At 72.2% G+C, this 15,969-nt stretch carries 12 protein-coding genes; 7 read left to right on the top strand and 5 right to left on the bottom strand.

Annotated features, from left to right (window positions below; genetic code table 11):
* The first annotated feature begins 91 nt into the window (after window positions 1-91).
* The 6 genes from ACZ7KX_RS15795 to ACZ7KX_RS15770 all read left to right on the top strand — a co-directional run bounded on the left by ACZ7KX_RS15795 (window position 92) and on the right by ACZ7KX_RS15770 (window position 7,327).
* Window positions 92-1,714, top strand: coding sequence for a peptide ABC transporter substrate-binding protein (locus ACZ7KX_RS15795; protein WP_470326904.1), 1,623 nt, complete (start codon window positions 92-94; stop codon window positions 1,712-1,714).
* A 111-nt stretch (window positions 1,715-1,825) separates the two neighbouring features.
* On the top strand, window positions 1,826-2,752 hold the full coding sequence (locus ACZ7KX_RS15790) for an ABC transporter permease (protein WP_396544603.1): 927 nt from the start codon (window positions 1,826-1,828) through the stop codon (window positions 2,750-2,752).
* 76 nt (window positions 2,753-2,828) lie between these two features.
* A complete protein-coding gene (locus tag ACZ7KX_RS15785) occupies window positions 2,829-3,743 on the top strand; it encodes an ABC transporter permease (protein WP_350522253.1) in 915 nt (304 codons plus the stop codon).
* 15 nt (window positions 3,744-3,758) lie between these two features.
* Window positions 3,759-4,811 (top strand): ABC transporter ATP-binding protein, encoded by a 1,053-nt coding sequence (locus ACZ7KX_RS15780; protein WP_470326903.1) that lies wholly within the window; start codon window positions 3,759-3,761, stop codon window positions 4,809-4,811.
* Between the two features lie 25 nt (window positions 4,812-4,836).
* Window positions 4,837-6,114, top strand: a complete 1,278-nt coding sequence (locus tag ACZ7KX_RS15775; protein ID WP_470326976.1) for an ABC transporter ATP-binding protein — start codon at window positions 4,837-4,839, stop codon at window positions 6,112-6,114.
* A 163-nt stretch (window positions 6,115-6,277) separates the two neighbouring features.
* Window positions 6,278-7,327: an ABC transporter ATP-binding protein gene (locus ACZ7KX_RS15770; protein ID WP_402800664.1), complete on the top strand. Its 1,050-nt coding sequence runs from the start codon at window positions 6,278-6,280 to the stop codon at window positions 7,325-7,327.
* 23 nt (window positions 7,328-7,350) lie between these two features.
* Here the strand turns inward: ACZ7KX_RS15770 and ACZ7KX_RS15765 are convergent, their stop codons facing one another.
* The 5 genes from ACZ7KX_RS15765 to ACZ7KX_RS15745 form a co-directional block, all read right to left on the bottom strand.
* Complete coding sequence (locus tag ACZ7KX_RS15765) at window positions 7,351-9,069, bottom strand: ABC transporter family substrate-binding protein (RefSeq protein ID WP_470326902.1); 1,719 nt, start codon at window positions 9,067-9,069, stop codon at window positions 7,351-7,353.
* Between the two features lie 124 nt (window positions 9,070-9,193).
* Entirely contained in the window at window positions 9,194-11,548 is a 2,355-nt protein-coding gene (locus tag ACZ7KX_RS15760) for a hypothetical protein (protein WP_470326901.1), read from the bottom strand.
* A gap of 243 nt (window positions 11,549-11,791) precedes the next feature.
* A complete protein-coding gene (locus ACZ7KX_RS15755; RefSeq protein ID WP_396544593.1) occupies window positions 11,792-12,250 on the bottom strand; it encodes a DUF6113 family protein in 459 nt (152 codons plus the stop codon).
* Window positions 12,247-13,155, bottom strand: coding sequence for an N-acetyl-1-D-myo-inositol-2-amino-2-deoxy-alpha-D-glucopyranoside deacetylase (gene mshB, locus ACZ7KX_RS15750; RefSeq protein ID WP_470326900.1), 909 nt, complete (start codon window positions 13,153-13,155; stop codon window positions 12,247-12,249). Before mshB ends, ACZ7KX_RS15755 begins: the two co-directional genes overlap by 4 nt.
* A gap of 31 nt (window positions 13,156-13,186) precedes the next feature.
* On the bottom strand, window positions 13,187-13,381 hold the full coding sequence (locus tag ACZ7KX_RS15745; RefSeq protein ID WP_350522158.1) for a DUF2304 family protein: 195 nt from the start codon (window positions 13,379-13,381) through the stop codon (window positions 13,187-13,189).
* 315 nt (window positions 13,382-13,696) lie between these two features.
* Here ACZ7KX_RS15745 and ACZ7KX_RS15740 point away from each other — a divergent pair, with 315 nt between their 5' ends.
* Window positions 13,697-15,859, top strand: a complete 2,163-nt coding sequence (locus ACZ7KX_RS15740) for an alpha/beta fold hydrolase (RefSeq protein WP_470326899.1) — start codon at window positions 13,697-13,699, stop codon at window positions 15,857-15,859.
* Window positions 15,860-15,969 lie beyond the last annotated feature (110 nt).

The raw sequence follows: 15,969 nt of genomic DNA, 5'->3' as shown, positions 1-15,969 counted from the left end.
GGCACCCGTCCGGGTGCACCCGACTCGCGCCGTCGCCGGGGCGCGCTTCTCATGGGGTGTGATGCGACACACACCTTGAGGAGGGACCTCCATGCCCGTAGCCGCCCGTGCTCGTTGGGTCCTCGCCGTTGCGACGTCCGTGGCCCTGGTGGCCACCGGGTGCAGCAGCAGCGGCGGAGGGGGCAGCAGCTCGTCGGACACCAGCAAGACCTTCAGCTACCAGAGCAACGAGCCGCAGAACCCGCTGCAGCCCGCCAACGCGAACGAGGTCGGCGGCGGTCGCATCATCCAGAACCTCTTCAAGGGGCTGGTCGACTACAACCCGACCAACGCCCAGCTCCGGATGCAGGTAGCGAGCGCGATCGACACGAGCGACTCGCAGACCTTCACCGTCACGCTGAAGAGCGGCTGGAAGTTCCACGACGGCACCCCGGTGCTGGCGAAGAACTTCGTCAACGCGTGGAACTGGGCGGCCAGCCCCGCCAACAACCAGATCAACAGCTCCTGGTTCTCGGACATCGACGGCTACCAGGACGTCCACCCGGCCACCGGGAACCCGACCACGGACAAGATGTCCGGCCTGACCGTCACCGACGACCAGCACTTCACCATCAAGCTGAACCACAAGGTGTCGTACTTCGAGTACAAGCTCGGCTACATCGCCTTCTCGCCGCTGCCGGACGGCTTCTTCAGCGACCCGACCGGGTACGGCCAGAAGCCGGTGGGCAACGGCCCGTACCAGTTCGTCAGTTGGGCGCACAACAGCCAGGTGGTCACCAAGTCCTTCCCGGACTACCAGGGCGTCGACAAGCCGAAGAACGGCGGCATCGTCTTCAAGATGTACACCACGTCCGAGGCCGCCTACGCCGACCTGCAGTCCAACAACCTGGACGTGATCGACCAGGTGCCGCCGTCGGCGCTGGCGACGTACAAGAGCGACCTCGGCGACCGGGCGATCGATGCCCCGCAGGGCGCCATCCAGAACATCGGCTTCACGCTCTACCAGGCCGACTGGGCCGCACCGGAGAAGGCCCAGGTGCGCCAGGGCCTGTCGATGGCGATCGACCGCGCGACCATCACCAAGACGGTGCTGCAGGGCTCCCGGGCTCCCGCGAGCGCCTGGGTGGCCGAGGGCGTCGAGGGCTACAAGGCCGGCACCTGCGGGGACTTCTGCAACTTCGACCCCGCCAAGGCCAAGCAGCTCATCCAGCAGGGCGGCGGCGTCCCCGGCAACAAGGTGCTGATCACCTACAACGCGGACGGCGGCCACAAGGAGTGGGTCGACGCGGTCTGCAACTCGATCCGGCAGAACACCGGCGTCGACTGCCTCGGCGACCCGAAGCCGGACTTCAAGACCGCGCGCGCGGCGATCACCGCGCACCAGCTCAACGGCGCCTTCCGCACCGGCTGGGTGCAGGACTACCCGCTGAACGCCAACTTCCTGGCCGACGTGTACCGCACCGGCGCCGCGTCCAACGACACCGGGTACAGCAACCCGCAGTTCGACCAGTTGTCGACCCAGGCGGACGAGGCCCCGACCGTCAGCGACTCGACGACCGGCTACCAGCAGGCCGAGGCCGTGCTGCAGAGCGGGATGCCGGCCATCCCGCTCTGGTACTACCGCACCAACTCGGGCTACTCGACCAACGTGCAGAACGTGACGTTCGACTCGTTCGGCAACCCGGCCTGGACCCAGATCGAGGTCAAGGGCTGATCCCCGGGCCCTGATCCCCTCGCGCCGGCCCCGCCCTCCCCGCACGGAGGGCGGGGCGCGGCCTCCCGGTCGACCGGCCCCGCCGGTCGGGCACTTAGGAAGGAGGCCCGGATGGGCAGTTACGTGTTGCGGCGGGTCCTGCAGATGATCCCGGTGTTCTTCGGCACCACGTTCCTGATCTTCGTGATGGTGTACACGCTGCCGGGCGACCCGGTGGTGGCGCTGTTCGGCGAGAAGGCCGCCGACCCGGCCGTGGTCGCCAGCATCAAGCACACGTACTACCTCGACCAGCCGCTCTGGAAGCAGTACCTGCACTACATGGGGAACCTGTTCCAGGGGGACTTCGGGACGAGTTTCACCGGCCGCCCGGTCTCCGACATCATGGCGGACGCCTTCCCGGTCACCATCCGGCTGGCGCTGCTGGCCTTCGTCTACGAGATCGTCGTGGGACTCGCCCTCGGTGTCATCTCCGGCCTGAAGCGCGGCAGCATCGCGGACACCCTGGTGCTGATCCTGACCCTGGTGGTGATCTCGATCCCGGTCTTCGTGCTCGCGTACATCGCGCAGACCGTGTTCGCCACCAACCTGGGCTGGGTCACGCCGACCGTGCAGGACAGCTACGACCTCACCCAGCTGATCCTGCCCGCGGTCGTCCTGGGCTCGCTGTCGCTCGCGTTCGTCGCCCGGCTCACCCGGACGTCCATCGGCGAGAACCTGCGGGCCGACTACATCCGCACCGCGACCGCCAAGGGGCTTCCCCGGCGGACCATCATCTCCCGCCACCTGCTGCGCAACTCGCTGATCCCGGTGGTCACCTTCCTCGGCACCGACCTCGGCGCCCTGATGGGCGGGGCGATCGTCACCGAGGGCATCTTCAACGTGCAGGGCATCGGCAACGTCCTGTACCGCGCGATCAACCAGAAGGAAGGCCCGACCGTGGTCGGCATCGTGACCGTTCTGGTGATCATCTACCTGGTCGCCAGCCTGCTCGTCGACCTGCTCTACGCGGTCCTGGACCCGAGGATCCGCTATGCCTGACATCCACGACGAGGGCTCGTACGAGCCGCACCCGAAGCCGGGTGTGTCGCACCTCGACTACGCCGGGGAGCAGGGCATGGCGGTCGAGCAGGAGACCCTGATCGAACCCGACGTGGAGAAGCGGGAAGAGGCCCGCAGCCTCTGGGGCGACGCCTGGCGGGACCTGCGGCGGCGGCCGATCTTCCTGATCTCGGTGCTGCTGATCGTGCTGCTGGTGCTCATGGCGATCTTCCCCTGGGCCTTCACCGACGCCAACCCGCGCAAGGCCGACCTGGTGCACGACTACCTCAAGCGGCCGGACTGGACGGACTTCTTCGGCGCCGGCTGGTTCGGCTACGACGCCCAGGGCCGGTCCATCTACGCCCGGGTGGTCTACGGCGCCCGGGCCTCGATCACCGTCGGCATCGTCGTGACCGCCGGGGTCACCCTGCTCGGTGGACTGACCGGAATGGTCGCCGGGTACTTCGGCGGCGCGATCGACGCGGTCATCTCCCGGATCATCGACATCTTCTTCGGCATCCCGCTGCTGCTCGGCGCCCTGGTGCTGCTGAACGGCTTCCACAGCCGCACGGTGTGGGCCGTGGTCTTCGCGCTGGTCGTCCTCGGCTGGACCCAGATCGCGCGCGTGATGCGCGGTGCGGTGCTGACCGTCAAACAGTCGGACTACGTGGTGGCGGGCCGGGCGCTCGGCGCCGGGACCGGGCGGCTGATGGTCCGGCACATCCTGCCGAACGCCGTCGCCCCGGTGATCGTGGTGGCGACCATCGCGCTCGGCGGCTACATCGCGACGGAGGCGACGCTGAGCTTCCTGGGCATCGGCCTGCAGGAGCCGACCATCTCCTGGGGCATCGACATCTCCTCCGCCCAGAAGGTGATCCGGACCGCGCCCTACGTGATGTTCTTCCCGGCGGCGGCACTGTCCATCACCGTCCTGGCCTTCATCATGATGGGCGACGCGGTGCGCGACGCCCTCGACCCGAAGCTTCGCTGAGCGAGGGAGCACATCGTGAACACAGCGGTGGACACCACCGAGGCCGGGCGGGAAGCACCGTACGAGGGGCCGCTGCTCGACGTCCGGGACCTGCACGTCGAGTTCGTCACCCGGGACGGCGTCGCCAGGGCCGTGAACGGAGTCAACTACTCGGTCGCGGCGGGCGAGACGCTGGCGGTGCTGGGCGAGTCCGGTTCGGGCAAGTCGGTGACGGCGCAGGCGATCATGGGCATCCTGGACATGCCACCGGCCCGGATCCCGCGCGGCGAGATCCGCTTCCGGGGCCAGGACATGCTCACGATGAGCAAGGACGAGCGGCGGAGGATCCGCGGCGGGCGGATCGCGATGATCTTCCAGGACGCGCTGTCCTCCCTCAACCCGGTCCTCTCGGTGGGCTTCCAGCTCGGTGAGATGTTCCGCGCCCACCGGGGGGCCTCCCGGGCGGAGGCCAAGGCGAAGGCCGTCGAGCTGATGGACCGGGTGCGCATCCCGGCGGCCAAGGACCGGGTGAACGACTACCCGCACCAGTTCTCGGGCGGCATGCGCCAGCGGATCATGATCGCGATGGCGCTGGCCCTGGAGCCGGACCTGATCATCGCGGACGAGCCCACCACGGCGCTGGACGTGACCGTCCAGGCCCAGGTGATGGACCTGCTGGCGGAGCTGCAGGCCGAGTTCCACATGGGGCTGATCCTGATCACCCACGACCTGGGCGTGGTCGCCGACGTCGCGGACAAGATCGCGGTGATGTACGCGGGCCGGATCGTCGAGACGGCCCCGGTGCACGAGCTGTACGCGCGCCCGGCCCACCCGTACACCCGGGGCCTGCTGGACTCCATCCCGCGGCTGGACCAGAAGGGGCAGGAGCTCTACGCGATCAAGGGCCTGCCGCCCAACCTGCTGCGGATTCCCAAGGGATGCGCCTTCAACCCGCGCTGCCCGCGCGCCCAGGACATCTGCCGGGCCGAGGTGCCGGAGCTGTTCCCGGTGACCGAGGACGACGGGACGCCGACAGAGGGGCGCGGCAGTGCCTGCTTCTTCTGGAAGGAGACCCTCCATGACCGCTAACGGGGCCAGCGCACTGGGCGCGGCGATGCCGGAGGAGGTCGTCTTCGCGCAGGAGGTGCCGCGCGGCGAGCCGATCCTCGAAGTCCGGGACCTGGTCAAGCACTTCCCGCTGACCCAGGGCGTCCTGTTCAAGAAGCAGGTCGGTGCGGTGAAGGCGGTCGACGGGGTCAGCTTCGACCTGATGCAGGGCGAGACGCTCGGCATCGTCGGCGAGTCCGGCTGCGGGAAGTCCACGCTGGCCAAGGTGCTGATGAACCTGGAGCCGGCCACCGGGGGCTCGGTCCGGTACAAGGGGGAGGAGATCTCCCGGCTCTCCGGGGGCGCGCTGAAGGCCGTCCGCCGGAACATCCAGATGGTGTTCCAGGACCCGTACACCTCGCTCAACCCGCGCATGACGGTCGGCGACATCATCGGCGAGCCGTTCGAGATCCACCCCGAGGTGGCGCCCAGGGGCGACCGCCGCAAGGCCGTCCAGGACCTGCTGGACGTCGTGGGTCTGAACCCGGAGTACATCAACCGGTACCCGCACCAGTTCTCCGGCGGTCAGCGCCAGCGCATCGGCATCGCCCGGGGGCTGGCGCTCAAGCCGGAGGTCATCATCTGCGACGAGCCGGTGTCGGCGCTGGACGTGTCGGTGCAGGCGCAGGTGATCAACCTGCTGGAGCAGCTGCAGGGCGAGTTCAACCTCTCGTACATGTTCATCGCGCACGACCTCTCCATCGTCCGGCACATCTCCGACCGCGTCGGCGTGATGTACCTCGGGAGGCTGGTCGAGATCGGCAGCGACGCGGAGATCTACGACCACGCGACCCACCCGTACACCCAGGCGCTGCTCTCCGCGGTGCCGGTGCCGGACCCGACGGCGCGCGAGTCCCGGGACCGGATCGTGCTCACCGGGGACGTGCCCTCGCCGGCCAACCCGCCCTCCGGCTGCCGGTTCCGCACCCGCTGCTGGAAGGCCCAGCAGCGGTGCGAGGTCGAGGTGCCGCTGCTCGCCTCGCCGTCCTGGCTGGACGGGGCGGCGTTCCACGACTCGGCTTGTCACTTCGCTGCGGAGCGCGAGATCGGGCAGAGTGCTGCGGAGCGCGAGATCGGGCAGAGTGCTGCGGAGCGCGAGATCGGGCGGGGCGCGGCCGGGCAGAGCACGGCGGAGCGCGAGATCGGGCAGAGTGCTGCGGAGCGCGAGGGCGAGCGGGGTCCGGCGGAGGGTGCGGCCGGGCAGGGCCCGACCGAGCCCGAGGGCGATCAGGGCACGGCCGGGCAGGGCGGCGCGGAGCCCGGGAACGGGCGGGGGACCGACTGAGAATCCTCCTCCAAGGGCGCGTCCTCGGTTCGGGGGCGCGCCCTTCGCCGTCCGCCCCGTGATGGAAAAGAGATCTGCCGCAGACTCGCCAAGTGTCCGCCGTTCCTTGATAGTTGCTCTGCACCTGTCGGTGGTCGCTGCTGCGCTGAGGAGGTCTGCCCAGATGGACGCGGTGGAGGTGATCGGCGGCGGCCGGGAGGGTCTGGCACCCGGGACCCCGTTGCTGGAGGTCGAGGATCTGCACGTGGAGTTCCACACCCGGGACGGCGTCGCCAAGGCCGTCAACGGGGTGAGCTACGCGGTGTCGGCTGGCGAGACGCTGGCGGTGCTGGGGGAGTCCGGTTCGGGCAAGTCGGTGACGGCGCAGGCGGTCATGGGAATCCTGGACATGCCCCCCGGGCGGATCACCGCGGGGCGGGTGCTGTTCCGGGGCGAGGACCTGCTGACCATGAGCGCCAACGCCCGGCGGGCCGTCCGGGGCCGGCGGATCGCGATGATCTTCCAGGACGCGCTGTCCGCCCTCAACCCGGTGCTCAGCGTGGGCTACCAGCTGGGCGAGATGTTCCGGGTGCACCACGGCGTCACCCGCAAGGAGGCCCGGGAGAAGGCCGTCGAGCTGATGGAGCGGGTGCGCATCCCGGCCGCCCGGCAGCGCGTCGGCGACTTCCCGCACCAGTTCTCGGGCGGCATGCGCCAGCGGATCATGATCGCGATGGCGCTGGCCCTGGAGCCGGACCTGATCATCGCGGACGAGCCCACCACGGCGCTGGACGTGACCGTCCAGGCCCAGGTGATGGACCTGCTGGCCGAGCTGCAGAGCGAGTTCAACATGGGCCTGATCCTGATCACCCACGACCTGGGCGTGGTCGCCGACGTCGCGGACAAGATCGCCGTGATGTACGCGGGCCGGATCGTCGAGACGGCCCCGGTGCACGAGCTGTACGCGCGCCCGGCCCACCCGTACACCCGGGGCCTGCTGGACTCCATCCCGCGGCTCGACCAGAAGGGCCAGGACCTGCACGCCATCAAGGGCCTGCCGCCCAACCTGCTGCGGATCCCGGAGGGTTGCGCCTTCAACCCCCGCTGTGACCGGGCACAGGACCGCTGCCGGAGCGAACTCCCGCCGCTGCACCCGGTGGTGGGCGAGCACGGGGAGGAGCTGGTGGGCCGCCACAGCGCCTGCCACTACTGGCGCGAGACGCTGCACGGCTGAGCCCGCCGCCGGGCCGCTCCGGGCTACTTCAGGAAGCCGACGTTCTCCCAGACGATGTCGGACAGGCCCTGCGCGCCGATGTTGGCGAGGTCGGCGCGGGCGCCGTACAGCTGCGGGCGCTGGTAGAGCGGCAGGACGCCGGCCACCTTCCAGAGCTCGCCGTCGGCCTGGTTGATGGCCTCGGAGGTGGTGGCCGCGTCGGTCGCCGCGGCGGCCCGGTCGAGCGCGGAGTCGACGGCGGCGCTGCCCGCTCCGACGTGGTTGGTGCCGCCGTTCTGGACGAAGTTGGCGCGGCTGCCGCTGGCCGGGAAGGGCGTGCCGAGCAGCGAGTAGGCGGTGATGTCGAAGTCGTTGCGGTTGATGTACTTGTCGAAGAACTCGTTGGCGGCGGCGGTCACCGTGCTGACCTTGATGCCGACGTCCTTCAGCATCTTGGTGGTGTTCGCGGCCTCGTTCTGGGCCTGGGTGACGCCGGCCGGGATGACCATCCGCAGGTTCAGCTCGTGGCCGTCCTTCTTGCGCACGTCGCCGTCGAGCTTCCAGCCGGCCGCGTCCAGCTTGCGGGCGGCCTCGACCGGGTCGTAGCGGGCCAGGCCGAGCGAGTTGTCGCGGTAGCCGTTCTGGTTGGCGACCAGCAGGTGGTTGTTGAGCGCGACGGCGGGCCAGTCCAGGCCGTTGAGGTCGCCGCGGATGACGGCGTCCCGGTTGATCGCCTGGAACACGGCCTGGCGCACGGTCGCGTCGCTCAGCGCGGGGGTGCGGGCGTTCAGGGTGATCTGGCGGAAGTCCGGGCCGCCGGCCCGGCGCACGACGGCGCCCTTGGTGTTCCGGATGGCCTGGTAACCGGCCACGTCCGGGCCGTTGTTGAGGAGGTCGATCCGGCCCTTGGCGAAGGCGTCGGCCATCGCGTCGGGGAGTATCGCGTGGAAGACGATCCGGTCCAGCATCGGCTTGTCGCCCCACCAGTTGGGGTCGGCGACCAGGGTGACGGTCTGCGCGGTGCGGTCGAGCTGCTCGACCTTGAACGGGCCCGCGGTGACCGGGATCGCGTCCAGGTAGGCGGTGTTGAACAGGTCCGGGGTGGAGATCCGACTGGCCGGCAGCAGCGGGGCGTTGCCGGCGCCGTTGAACATCGACTGCCACTCCGAGAACGGCCGGTCGAAGGTCATCACGGCCTGGAAGTCGTCCTTGCCGCGCTCGACCGAGGAGACCAGCTCGAACCCGGTGCTGCTGGACGGCTTGTAGGCGGGGTCCTTGCCGTTCAGGGCGCGCCAGTTGGCCTCGATGTCGCGCCAGGTGATCGGGGTGCCGTCGGACCAGTGGGCCTTCGGGTTGAGCGTCCAGGTGACGACCTGCCGACCGTCCTTGAACTCGGCGTGGGCCTCCTGCAGGTAGGCCGGGTTGACGGTCTGGGCGCCGGCGGCGTCCGAGCGGAAGAAGGTCGGCAGCAGCGGCTTGGTGACGGCGATGGTCGAGGACTCGCTGCCGTCGCCGTGGATCGGCGACCACTGGCGGGAGAACTGGGTGATCGCCAGGTTCAGCGTGCCGCCCTGGCGCAGTTGGCCGCGCTCGTGGGGGTTGATGTCGACCGAGGTGAGCTTGGGCGTCCCGGCGGCGGACGGCAGGGCGTCGCCCCCGTCGCCGCCCTGGCCGGACCCGCAGGAGCAGAGTGCGAGCGAGAGGGTGAGTGCGGTGAGGCCGGCGAGCAGTGCCGTCCCGTGGTGCTGGAGGCGGCGGCTCATCGGCGTGCTCCCGGGGTGCGTGTGACGGAAACGGAAGGTGTGGCGTCACATCTTGCTGAGCGGGAGGCGGGGTTGTCGAGGGGCGGGGCCGGTGCGGCCCCGCCCCCCGACGGACGGCGGAACGTCAGACGGTGAACTTGAAGGTGCGGTCCTTGTCGCCGGTCTTGTCGAAGACCGAGGCGATGCCGTCCGCGACGTCCTGCGGGGTGATCGCGACGGTCTGGCCGTTCTTCTTGATCTTCACCTTGTCGAACACGTTGCCCAGCTGGGCGGAGAGCGCGTCGAGGTCCCACTTGGGCACGATCTTGCCGGAGGCGTCCGGGACGAGCGTGAGCGCCTTGGCGGCGGTCTTGCCACCGAAGTCCCAGGTCTTGGTACCGGCCACGACGTGCACCTTGCCGGCGGCCACCTGCTTGCCGAGGCCGTCGGCGGCGGCCTGCAGGGCCTGGGCGGAGACCTTGGGCTGGGCGGCGGTGACGGCCAGGGCGATCGGCTGGTCGGGCTTCCCGGCGGCGCGGTCGCGGTAGGCCTGCTCGACCACGTCCAGGGCGCTCGCCGAGTCCACCGCCTGGCCGGCCCGGCCGGGGACGACGATCGGCTCGCCGTTGGGCTCGCCGAACTTGACGTAGCCCTCCTGCAGGCCCTGGCCCGAACCGGCCGTCAGCGAGTCGAGGGCGGCCTTGAGCTTGGCCCGGTCGACCTTGACGTCCGGCGCGACGGCCTTGCTGCCGCCCTGGATCGACTTGATGACGTCGACCGGGTTGTAGCTGTGCTGGGCCAGGCCGTCCACCGTGGCGGTGGTGTCGAAGCTCAGGCCGGCGACCGCCGGGTCGAGGTCGAGGGTCTGGTCGCCGATCTTCAGCTTGAGCGGCTGCTGACCGGCCTTGCCGACCGAGGCGTCCAGCGAGTGGATCGCCTGGTCGCGGCTGTTGCCGCCGATGTCGGTGCCGAGCACCACGGTGCCCTTGGGGACGTCGGACTGGTTGAGCATCAGGCCGGTGCCGTACGCGGCGGCGCCGAGGAACAGCACACCGCCGATGCCGTAGACGCCCAGCTTGACCAGCTTCTTGCCGCCGCCGCGCTTGGTCTTGGCGGGCGCGGACTGGGCCTTGGCGGGGGCCGGAGCCGGGGCCGGGGCGGGCGAGGGAGCACCCTTCGCGCCCTGGGCGGCCGGGGGCCGGGGGCCGGCGCCGGCCCCCGGGGTGGGCAGCGGGGTGACCTCGGTGACCTCGGGGTCGGCCTGCCGGGGGCGGCCGGGCTGCGGGCCCGCGCCGGGCGCGCCCGGGAAGAGCCCGCCGGGTGCCGCCGGGGCGGCGGGGCCGTCCTGGCCGGGGGCGGCCGGGCGCTGGGTGGCGAACGGGTCGGCGCCGGTCGGCGCCGAGGCGAACAGGCCCGGCTGGGTACGGCCGTCGGCACCGTGCGGGGCGCCGTTGCGGGGCGGGCCGGATATCCCGGCGGGCGGCGGGGTGTTCTCGCGGATCGGCCGGAAGCCGTCGACCGAGGTGTCCTCCGGGCTCGGCTCGGCGGCCGGCGCGCCCTGCGGGCCGGCCGGGTGGCCGTTCGGCCGGAAGACGTCCTGCGGGCCGCCCTGCTGCGGGCCGCCCTGGCGGGGGCCGTTCTGCCGGGCGCCGTTCTGGCGCGCCCCGTTCTGCTGCTGGGGACGGTTCTGCTGGGGGCGGCCGCCGCGCGGGCCCCGGGTGCCGGCGTCGGGGCCGGGGGTCGGGCCGAAGGGGTCGGCCGCGGGCGCGAAGGGGTCGGCGGCCTCGTAGACGCCGGGCTCCTCGGCCGGGGCCTCGGCGCGGAACGGCGCGGCGGGGGCGCCCGGGTTCGACGCCTTGCCCTGGGCGGGTACCGGACGGCCCTTCGGGGCGCCGTTGGCACGGGCGGCAGCGCCGCCGGCCGGGCGGGCACCCTGCGGTCGGGCCTCGGCGGCACCGGACGGGGCCTCCGGCGCGCTCGGGGCACCGGCCGGCACGGCGGCCGGGGCGGGCTCGGCGGCCGACGCCTTCTTCTGGCGCGGCCGGAACCACGCGCCGGTGGACTCGGACTCGGAGGTCGCCGGCGGGATCGGCGGGATCTCCCACTCCGGCGGCAGGTTCGGCGGGGTGGCCGTGCCGCTGCCGCCGTCCATCACGCCGAGGACGGGCGAGGCCGGTGCGGAGCGGTGGCGCGCGCCGCCCTGGTCGGCGGCCGGGGTCTCCTCGGCGGGGCCGTCCTCGTTCTTGACGGTGCTGCGGACGACGACCGGCGGGATCGGACGCGAGCCGGGGATGTTGATCCGGACCCGGGTGGTCAGGGTGGTCTCGGTCTTCGGACCGTCGTCCTCGCCGCCGTCCGCGGTGCCCTGGCCGGTGCCGGCCGCGGCCCGGTCGCCGCCGGAGGGCCCCGGCGTGCCGTAGGGCGGGGTGCCCGACGGGTAGGCGTCCGGACCCGTGCGCCGAGGCGTCGGGTGGGCGTTGTCAGATTCGCGGCTGCTCAATGCTGCTCTGCTCCGGGTTCGCGGGCGGGCCGTGCGGCGCGACCGCGGTTCGTGGTCGCCGGGCCCGGCTGGGGCGGGCGGCGGTCGGGTACGGCGTTCTGCGGGACCACCATACTGGGAAGAACTGAGCGGTGAACGGGTTCGGACAGATCCTGATACGTCCGGTTCTTCCGGTATGAGAGTAAGGCCGCGTGCTCCTGACTGCGCGTCGTACGCGGTACCGTACGCCGCGCTCGGCCGTGGTCAGCGCGGGGGGCCGGGCACCCCGGGGAACCAGCTGGTGCGGGTGGGCAGGGTGGCGCAGATCACGCCCAGCACCGAGCCGGCGAACAGCCAGGCCAACGAGGTGGCGTTGGACCACAGCACGTTGTCGCCCTCCGGCCGGGGCACGATCAGCAGCAGCATCGCCAGGAACCAGCCGGCCGCGGGCGCGGCCGCGCCGAGCCGGGTGCCGGTCACCCGCAGGCCGCCGTAGAAGGTCGCGGCGGTCGCGGCGAGGGCCAGCAGGACCCCCACGGGCGGCCACAGGGCCTGCACAAAGGATCCGCAGACCGACACGGCGATGCCCAGCAGGAAGAACAGGACATAGGCCGCGATCCGGGCGGCGCGCGGGGGTTGAGGCTCGGCCAGGCGCTCCTCGCGGGTGCCGAGCACCGCCGCGGGGATGGAGCGGCGCGGCGGCCGCGGTGCGGGCTTGCTCATCGCGCGTCCTCCCCGGCACCCGCGGCCGCGTCGTCGAGGCCCGCGAACAGGTCGTCCTCCGGCTCGCCCGGGCCGGCCTGGCCGCGCACCAACTGGTAGTACTCGGTGGTGAGCAGGGGCTGTCCGAGGTCGTTGGACAGCGCGAAGAAGGCGCCGTCCACGGTGATCTGGGTGGCGTGCGCGGCCATCGCGGCCGCCTTGCGGCCGGCGTACGCGGCGCCGTCCAGTGCCGTGGTGACCGTCTCGTCGGCGACCACGCCGGGGACGTCGGACGGCCGGGCGACGCCCGGGAAGGCCGCCTTGGCGGCGGTCTCGGCGAGCCCGGCCTCGATCACCGAGCGCGGCATCCGGTTCCAGTACACCTTGGCGATCCGCCAAGCCGGGCCCAGCTCGGGGCGGTGGGCCCGGTCGGCGGCCAGCTCGTACGCGCGCATCGCGACCCGGTGCGCCTGGATGTGGTCCGGGTGGCCGTAGCCGCCGTTCTCGTCGTACGTGACCAGTACCTGCGGCCGCACCTCGCGGATCACCGCGACCAGGTGGCCGGCCGCCTCGTCCACGTCCGCCCGCCAGAAGCAGCCGGGCACGTCGTTGTCGGCCACGCCCATCATCCCGGAGTCGCGGTAGCGTCCCGGGCCGCCGAGGAAGCGGTGGTCGGTGACGCCCAGGGTGCGCATCGCCTCGGTCAGCTCGCCGATCCGGTACGCGCCGAGGGTGTCCTCCCGATCGGCCGTCAGATGGGCGAGCTCCGGGGGGATCACCTCGCCGCCCTCGCCGAGGGTGCAGGTCACCAGCGTGACCCGGGCGCCCTCGGCGGCGTACCGGGCCATCGTGGCGCCGTTGCCGATCGACTCGTCGTCGGGGTGCGCGTGCACCAGGAGGAGTCGGCGGCCGGTAGTCGCGGTCATGGGAGGAAGCCTAACCACCGGCCGGGTGGGGTCAGAGCCTCAGGCCGTTGATCATGCCGGCGAGGTTGGTGGTGACCTGGCTGATCGACGGGGCGATCGAGCTGGAGGCCAGGTAGAAGCCGAGCAGCGCGCAGACGATGGCGTGCGCCAGCTTCAGGCCGGAGCGGCGGATCAGCACCACCACGATGACCAGCATCAGCACGGCTGCGGAGATGTTCATGGCCATGTCGGCTCACAACCCCTTCTCGGGCGCGCCACCCCCTGGGGAGGGCGGCGGTGGGACGGTGCGGAACTGGGGCTGCGGGCGACCGGGACCCGGGACGGGGCCGACGATCACTCGCCTGACCAGTCATACCCGATGGGTAAGGGGAGCATTACATTCAGTGAGTCCCCGCGCGCCGGGGCACTGCGGCACTCACGGGGCGCACGGGCCGGTCGGAGGGGGTGCGGCACTCTTCGGGGCGTACTTCGCGACGATGCTCCGAACGAGTGATCACCAGCCTCCCGACAGCGGCAGTTCGGCGTCGTAGGGTCTGGTGCCATGACCTCCCACACCCCTGCGGACACCTTCCCCCGGCAGTACGCGCGGACCCTGCGCTACACCGTCGGCGCGCCCCGCTCCTTCTCCGTCGCACCGGACGGCTCGCGGGTCCTCTTCCTCCGCTCGCCCTCCGGCGGCGACCGGGCCAACCTGCTCTGGACCCTCGACACCGCCACCGGCGAGGAGCGGATCGCCGCGGACCCGGCGGTCCTGCTCGGCGGCGGCGAGGAGGACCTCTCGCCGGCCGAGAAGGCCCGCCGCGAGCGCAGCCGCGAAGGCTCGGCCGGCATCGTCGGCTACGCCCTGGACGCGACCGGCTCGCTGGCCGCCTTCGCCCTCTCGGGACGCCTGTTCACCGCCGACCTGGTGGCCGGCACCACCGCCGAACTGCCCGCCCGGGGGCCGCTCCTGGACCCGCGCCCGTCGCCCGACGGCAGCCACGTCGCGTACGCCAACACCGCCGGCGAGCTGCGGCTGTCCCGGACCGACGGCAGCGGCGACCGGGTGCTCGCCGAGCCGGACGGACCGAACGTCACCTGGGGCCAGGCCGAGTTCATCGCCCAGGAGGAGATGGACCGCGACCGCGGCTTCTGGTGGTCCCCGGAGAGCGACCGGCTGCTGGTCGAGCGCGCCGACGACAGCCCGGTGCGCCGCTGGTGGATCGCCGACCCGGCCAACCCGGACCGCGAGCCCGCCGAGGTCGCCTACCCGGCGGCCGGCACCCCCAACGCCGAGGTCGGCCTCTGGGTGCTCGACCTGCACGGCGGGCGCACCGAGGTGGTCTGGGACCGCGCCGCCTTCCCGTACCTCGGCCGGGTGCACTGGTCGAAGGGCGGCGTGCCGCTGCTGCAGGTGCAGTCCCGCGACCAGCGCAGCCAGCGCATCCTCGGCCTGGACGTGGCCACCGGCGCCACCGAGGTGCTGCACGAGGAGAAGGACGAGGCCTGGCTGGAGCTGTTCCCGGGCGTCCCGGCGTGGACCCCGGACGGGAAGCTGGTGCGGATCTCGGACGAGGGGGGAAGCCGCACGCTGGTGGTCGGCGACCGCGCCGTCACCGGGGCCGACCTGCACGTCAGGTCCGTCATCGCCGTCACCGAGGACGAGGTGTTCTTCAGCGCCTCCGGCGGCGCCGCCGAGACCGACCCCGAGCCCGGCTGGATCGCCGTCGGCCGGATCAGCCACGACGGCACGCGGCTCGGCTGGGAGTCGGCCAACGGCCGGCCGTTCACCTCCGTCGGCAACGCCGTGCACGGCGGCGGGGTCACCGTGCGGGTCACCGCCGAGCCCGACCTGCCCGGCACCCTGGTGCAGGTCGCCCGTGACCTGCCCGAGGGCGTGGTGGTCGACGACATCGCCACCATCGCCTCGTACGCCGAGACCCCGGTCATCACCGCCCGCCCGGTGTTCCGCTTCGCCGGCGAGCGCCGCATCCCGGCCGCCGTCTTCCTGCCCACCGGCTACGACCGCGAGCGCGACGGCCTGCTGCCCGTCCTGATGGACCCGTACGGCGGCCCGCACGGCCAGCGCGTCGTCCAGGCGCACAACCCGCACCTCAACTCGCAGTGGTTCGCCGACCAGGGCTTCGCGGTGGTCGTCGCCGACGGGCGCGGTACCCCCGGGCGCGGCCCGGCCTGGGAGAAGTCGATCGCCTCCGACTTCGCCGGGGCCACCCTGGACGACCAGGTGGAGGCGCTGCAGGCGCTCGCCGGCGAGTTCCCGCTGGACCTCGACCGGGTCGCCGTCCGCGGCTGGTCGTACGGCGGCTACCTCGCCGCGCTCGCCGTGCTGCGCCGCCCGGACGTCTTCCACGCGGCGGTGTCCGGCGCGCCGGTGACCGACTGGGCGCTGTACGACACCCACTACACCGAGCGCTACCTGGGCGACCCGGCCGAGCGGCCCGAGGTGTACGCCGCCAACTCGCTGAGCGGGTACGCGGCCGGGCTGGAGCGCCCGCTGATGATCATCCACGGGCTGGCGGACGACAACGTGGTGGCCGCGCACACCCTGCGGCTCTCCTCGGCGCTGCTCGCCGCGGGCCGCCCGCACACCGTGCTGCCGCTGTCCGGCGTCACGCACATGACCCCGCAGGAGGAGGTCGCGGAGAACCTGCTGCTGCTCCAGGTCGACTTCGTGAAGCGCTCGCTGGGGATGCAGGGCTCCTGACCGGCGCGGCCGACGGCCGGTACCCCCACCGCCCCACCGGGCTGACACGGGTACCGGCCGTCGGCATGACATCCGTCATGTCGAAGGCACGACGGCGGACACTGACGCCG

The organism is Kitasatospora sp. NPDC038210 (assembly GCF_055600605.1).
The sequence above is the reverse complement of the archived record's forward strand: the minus strand, read 5'-3'. Positions and strand labels throughout refer to the sequence as shown.

Excerpts from the sequence above, each read along its gene's own strand:
- ACZ7KX_RS15740 (WP_470326899.1), top strand. The coding sequence starts at position 13,697 with ATGACCTCCCACACCCCTGCGGACACCTTCCCCCGGCAGTACGCGCGG.
- ACZ7KX_RS15755 (WP_396544593.1), bottom strand. The coding sequence starts at position 12,250 with ATGAGCAAGCCCGCACCGCGGCCGCCGCGCCGCTCCATCCCCGCGGCG.
- ACZ7KX_RS15795 (WP_470326904.1), top strand. The coding sequence starts at position 92 with ATGCCCGTAGCCGCCCGTGCTCGTTGGGTCCTCGCCGTTGCGACGTCC.
- ACZ7KX_RS15785 (WP_350522253.1), top strand. The coding sequence starts at position 2,829 with ATGGCGGTCGAGCAGGAGACCCTGATCGAACCCGACGTGGAGAAGCGG.
- ACZ7KX_RS15790 (WP_396544603.1), top strand. The coding sequence starts at position 1,826 with ATGGGCAGTTACGTGTTGCGGCGGGTCCTGCAGATGATCCCGGTGTTC.
- ACZ7KX_RS15765 (WP_470326902.1), bottom strand. The coding sequence starts at position 9,069 with ATGAGCCGCCGCCTCCAGCACCACGGGACGGCACTGCTCGCCGGCCTC.
- ACZ7KX_RS15745 (WP_350522158.1), bottom strand. The coding sequence starts at position 13,381 with ATGGCCATGAACATCTCCGCAGCCGTGCTGATGCTGGTCATCGTGGTG.
- ACZ7KX_RS15775 (WP_470326976.1), top strand. The coding sequence starts at position 4,837 with ATGCCGGAGGAGGTCGTCTTCGCGCAGGAGGTGCCGCGCGGCGAGCCG.
- mshB (WP_470326900.1), bottom strand. The coding sequence starts at position 13,155 with ATGACCGCGACTACCGGCCGCCGACTCCTCCTGGTGCACGCGCACCCC.
- ACZ7KX_RS15770 (WP_402800664.1), top strand. The coding sequence starts at position 6,278 with ATGGACGCGGTGGAGGTGATCGGCGGCGGCCGGGAGGGTCTGGCACCC.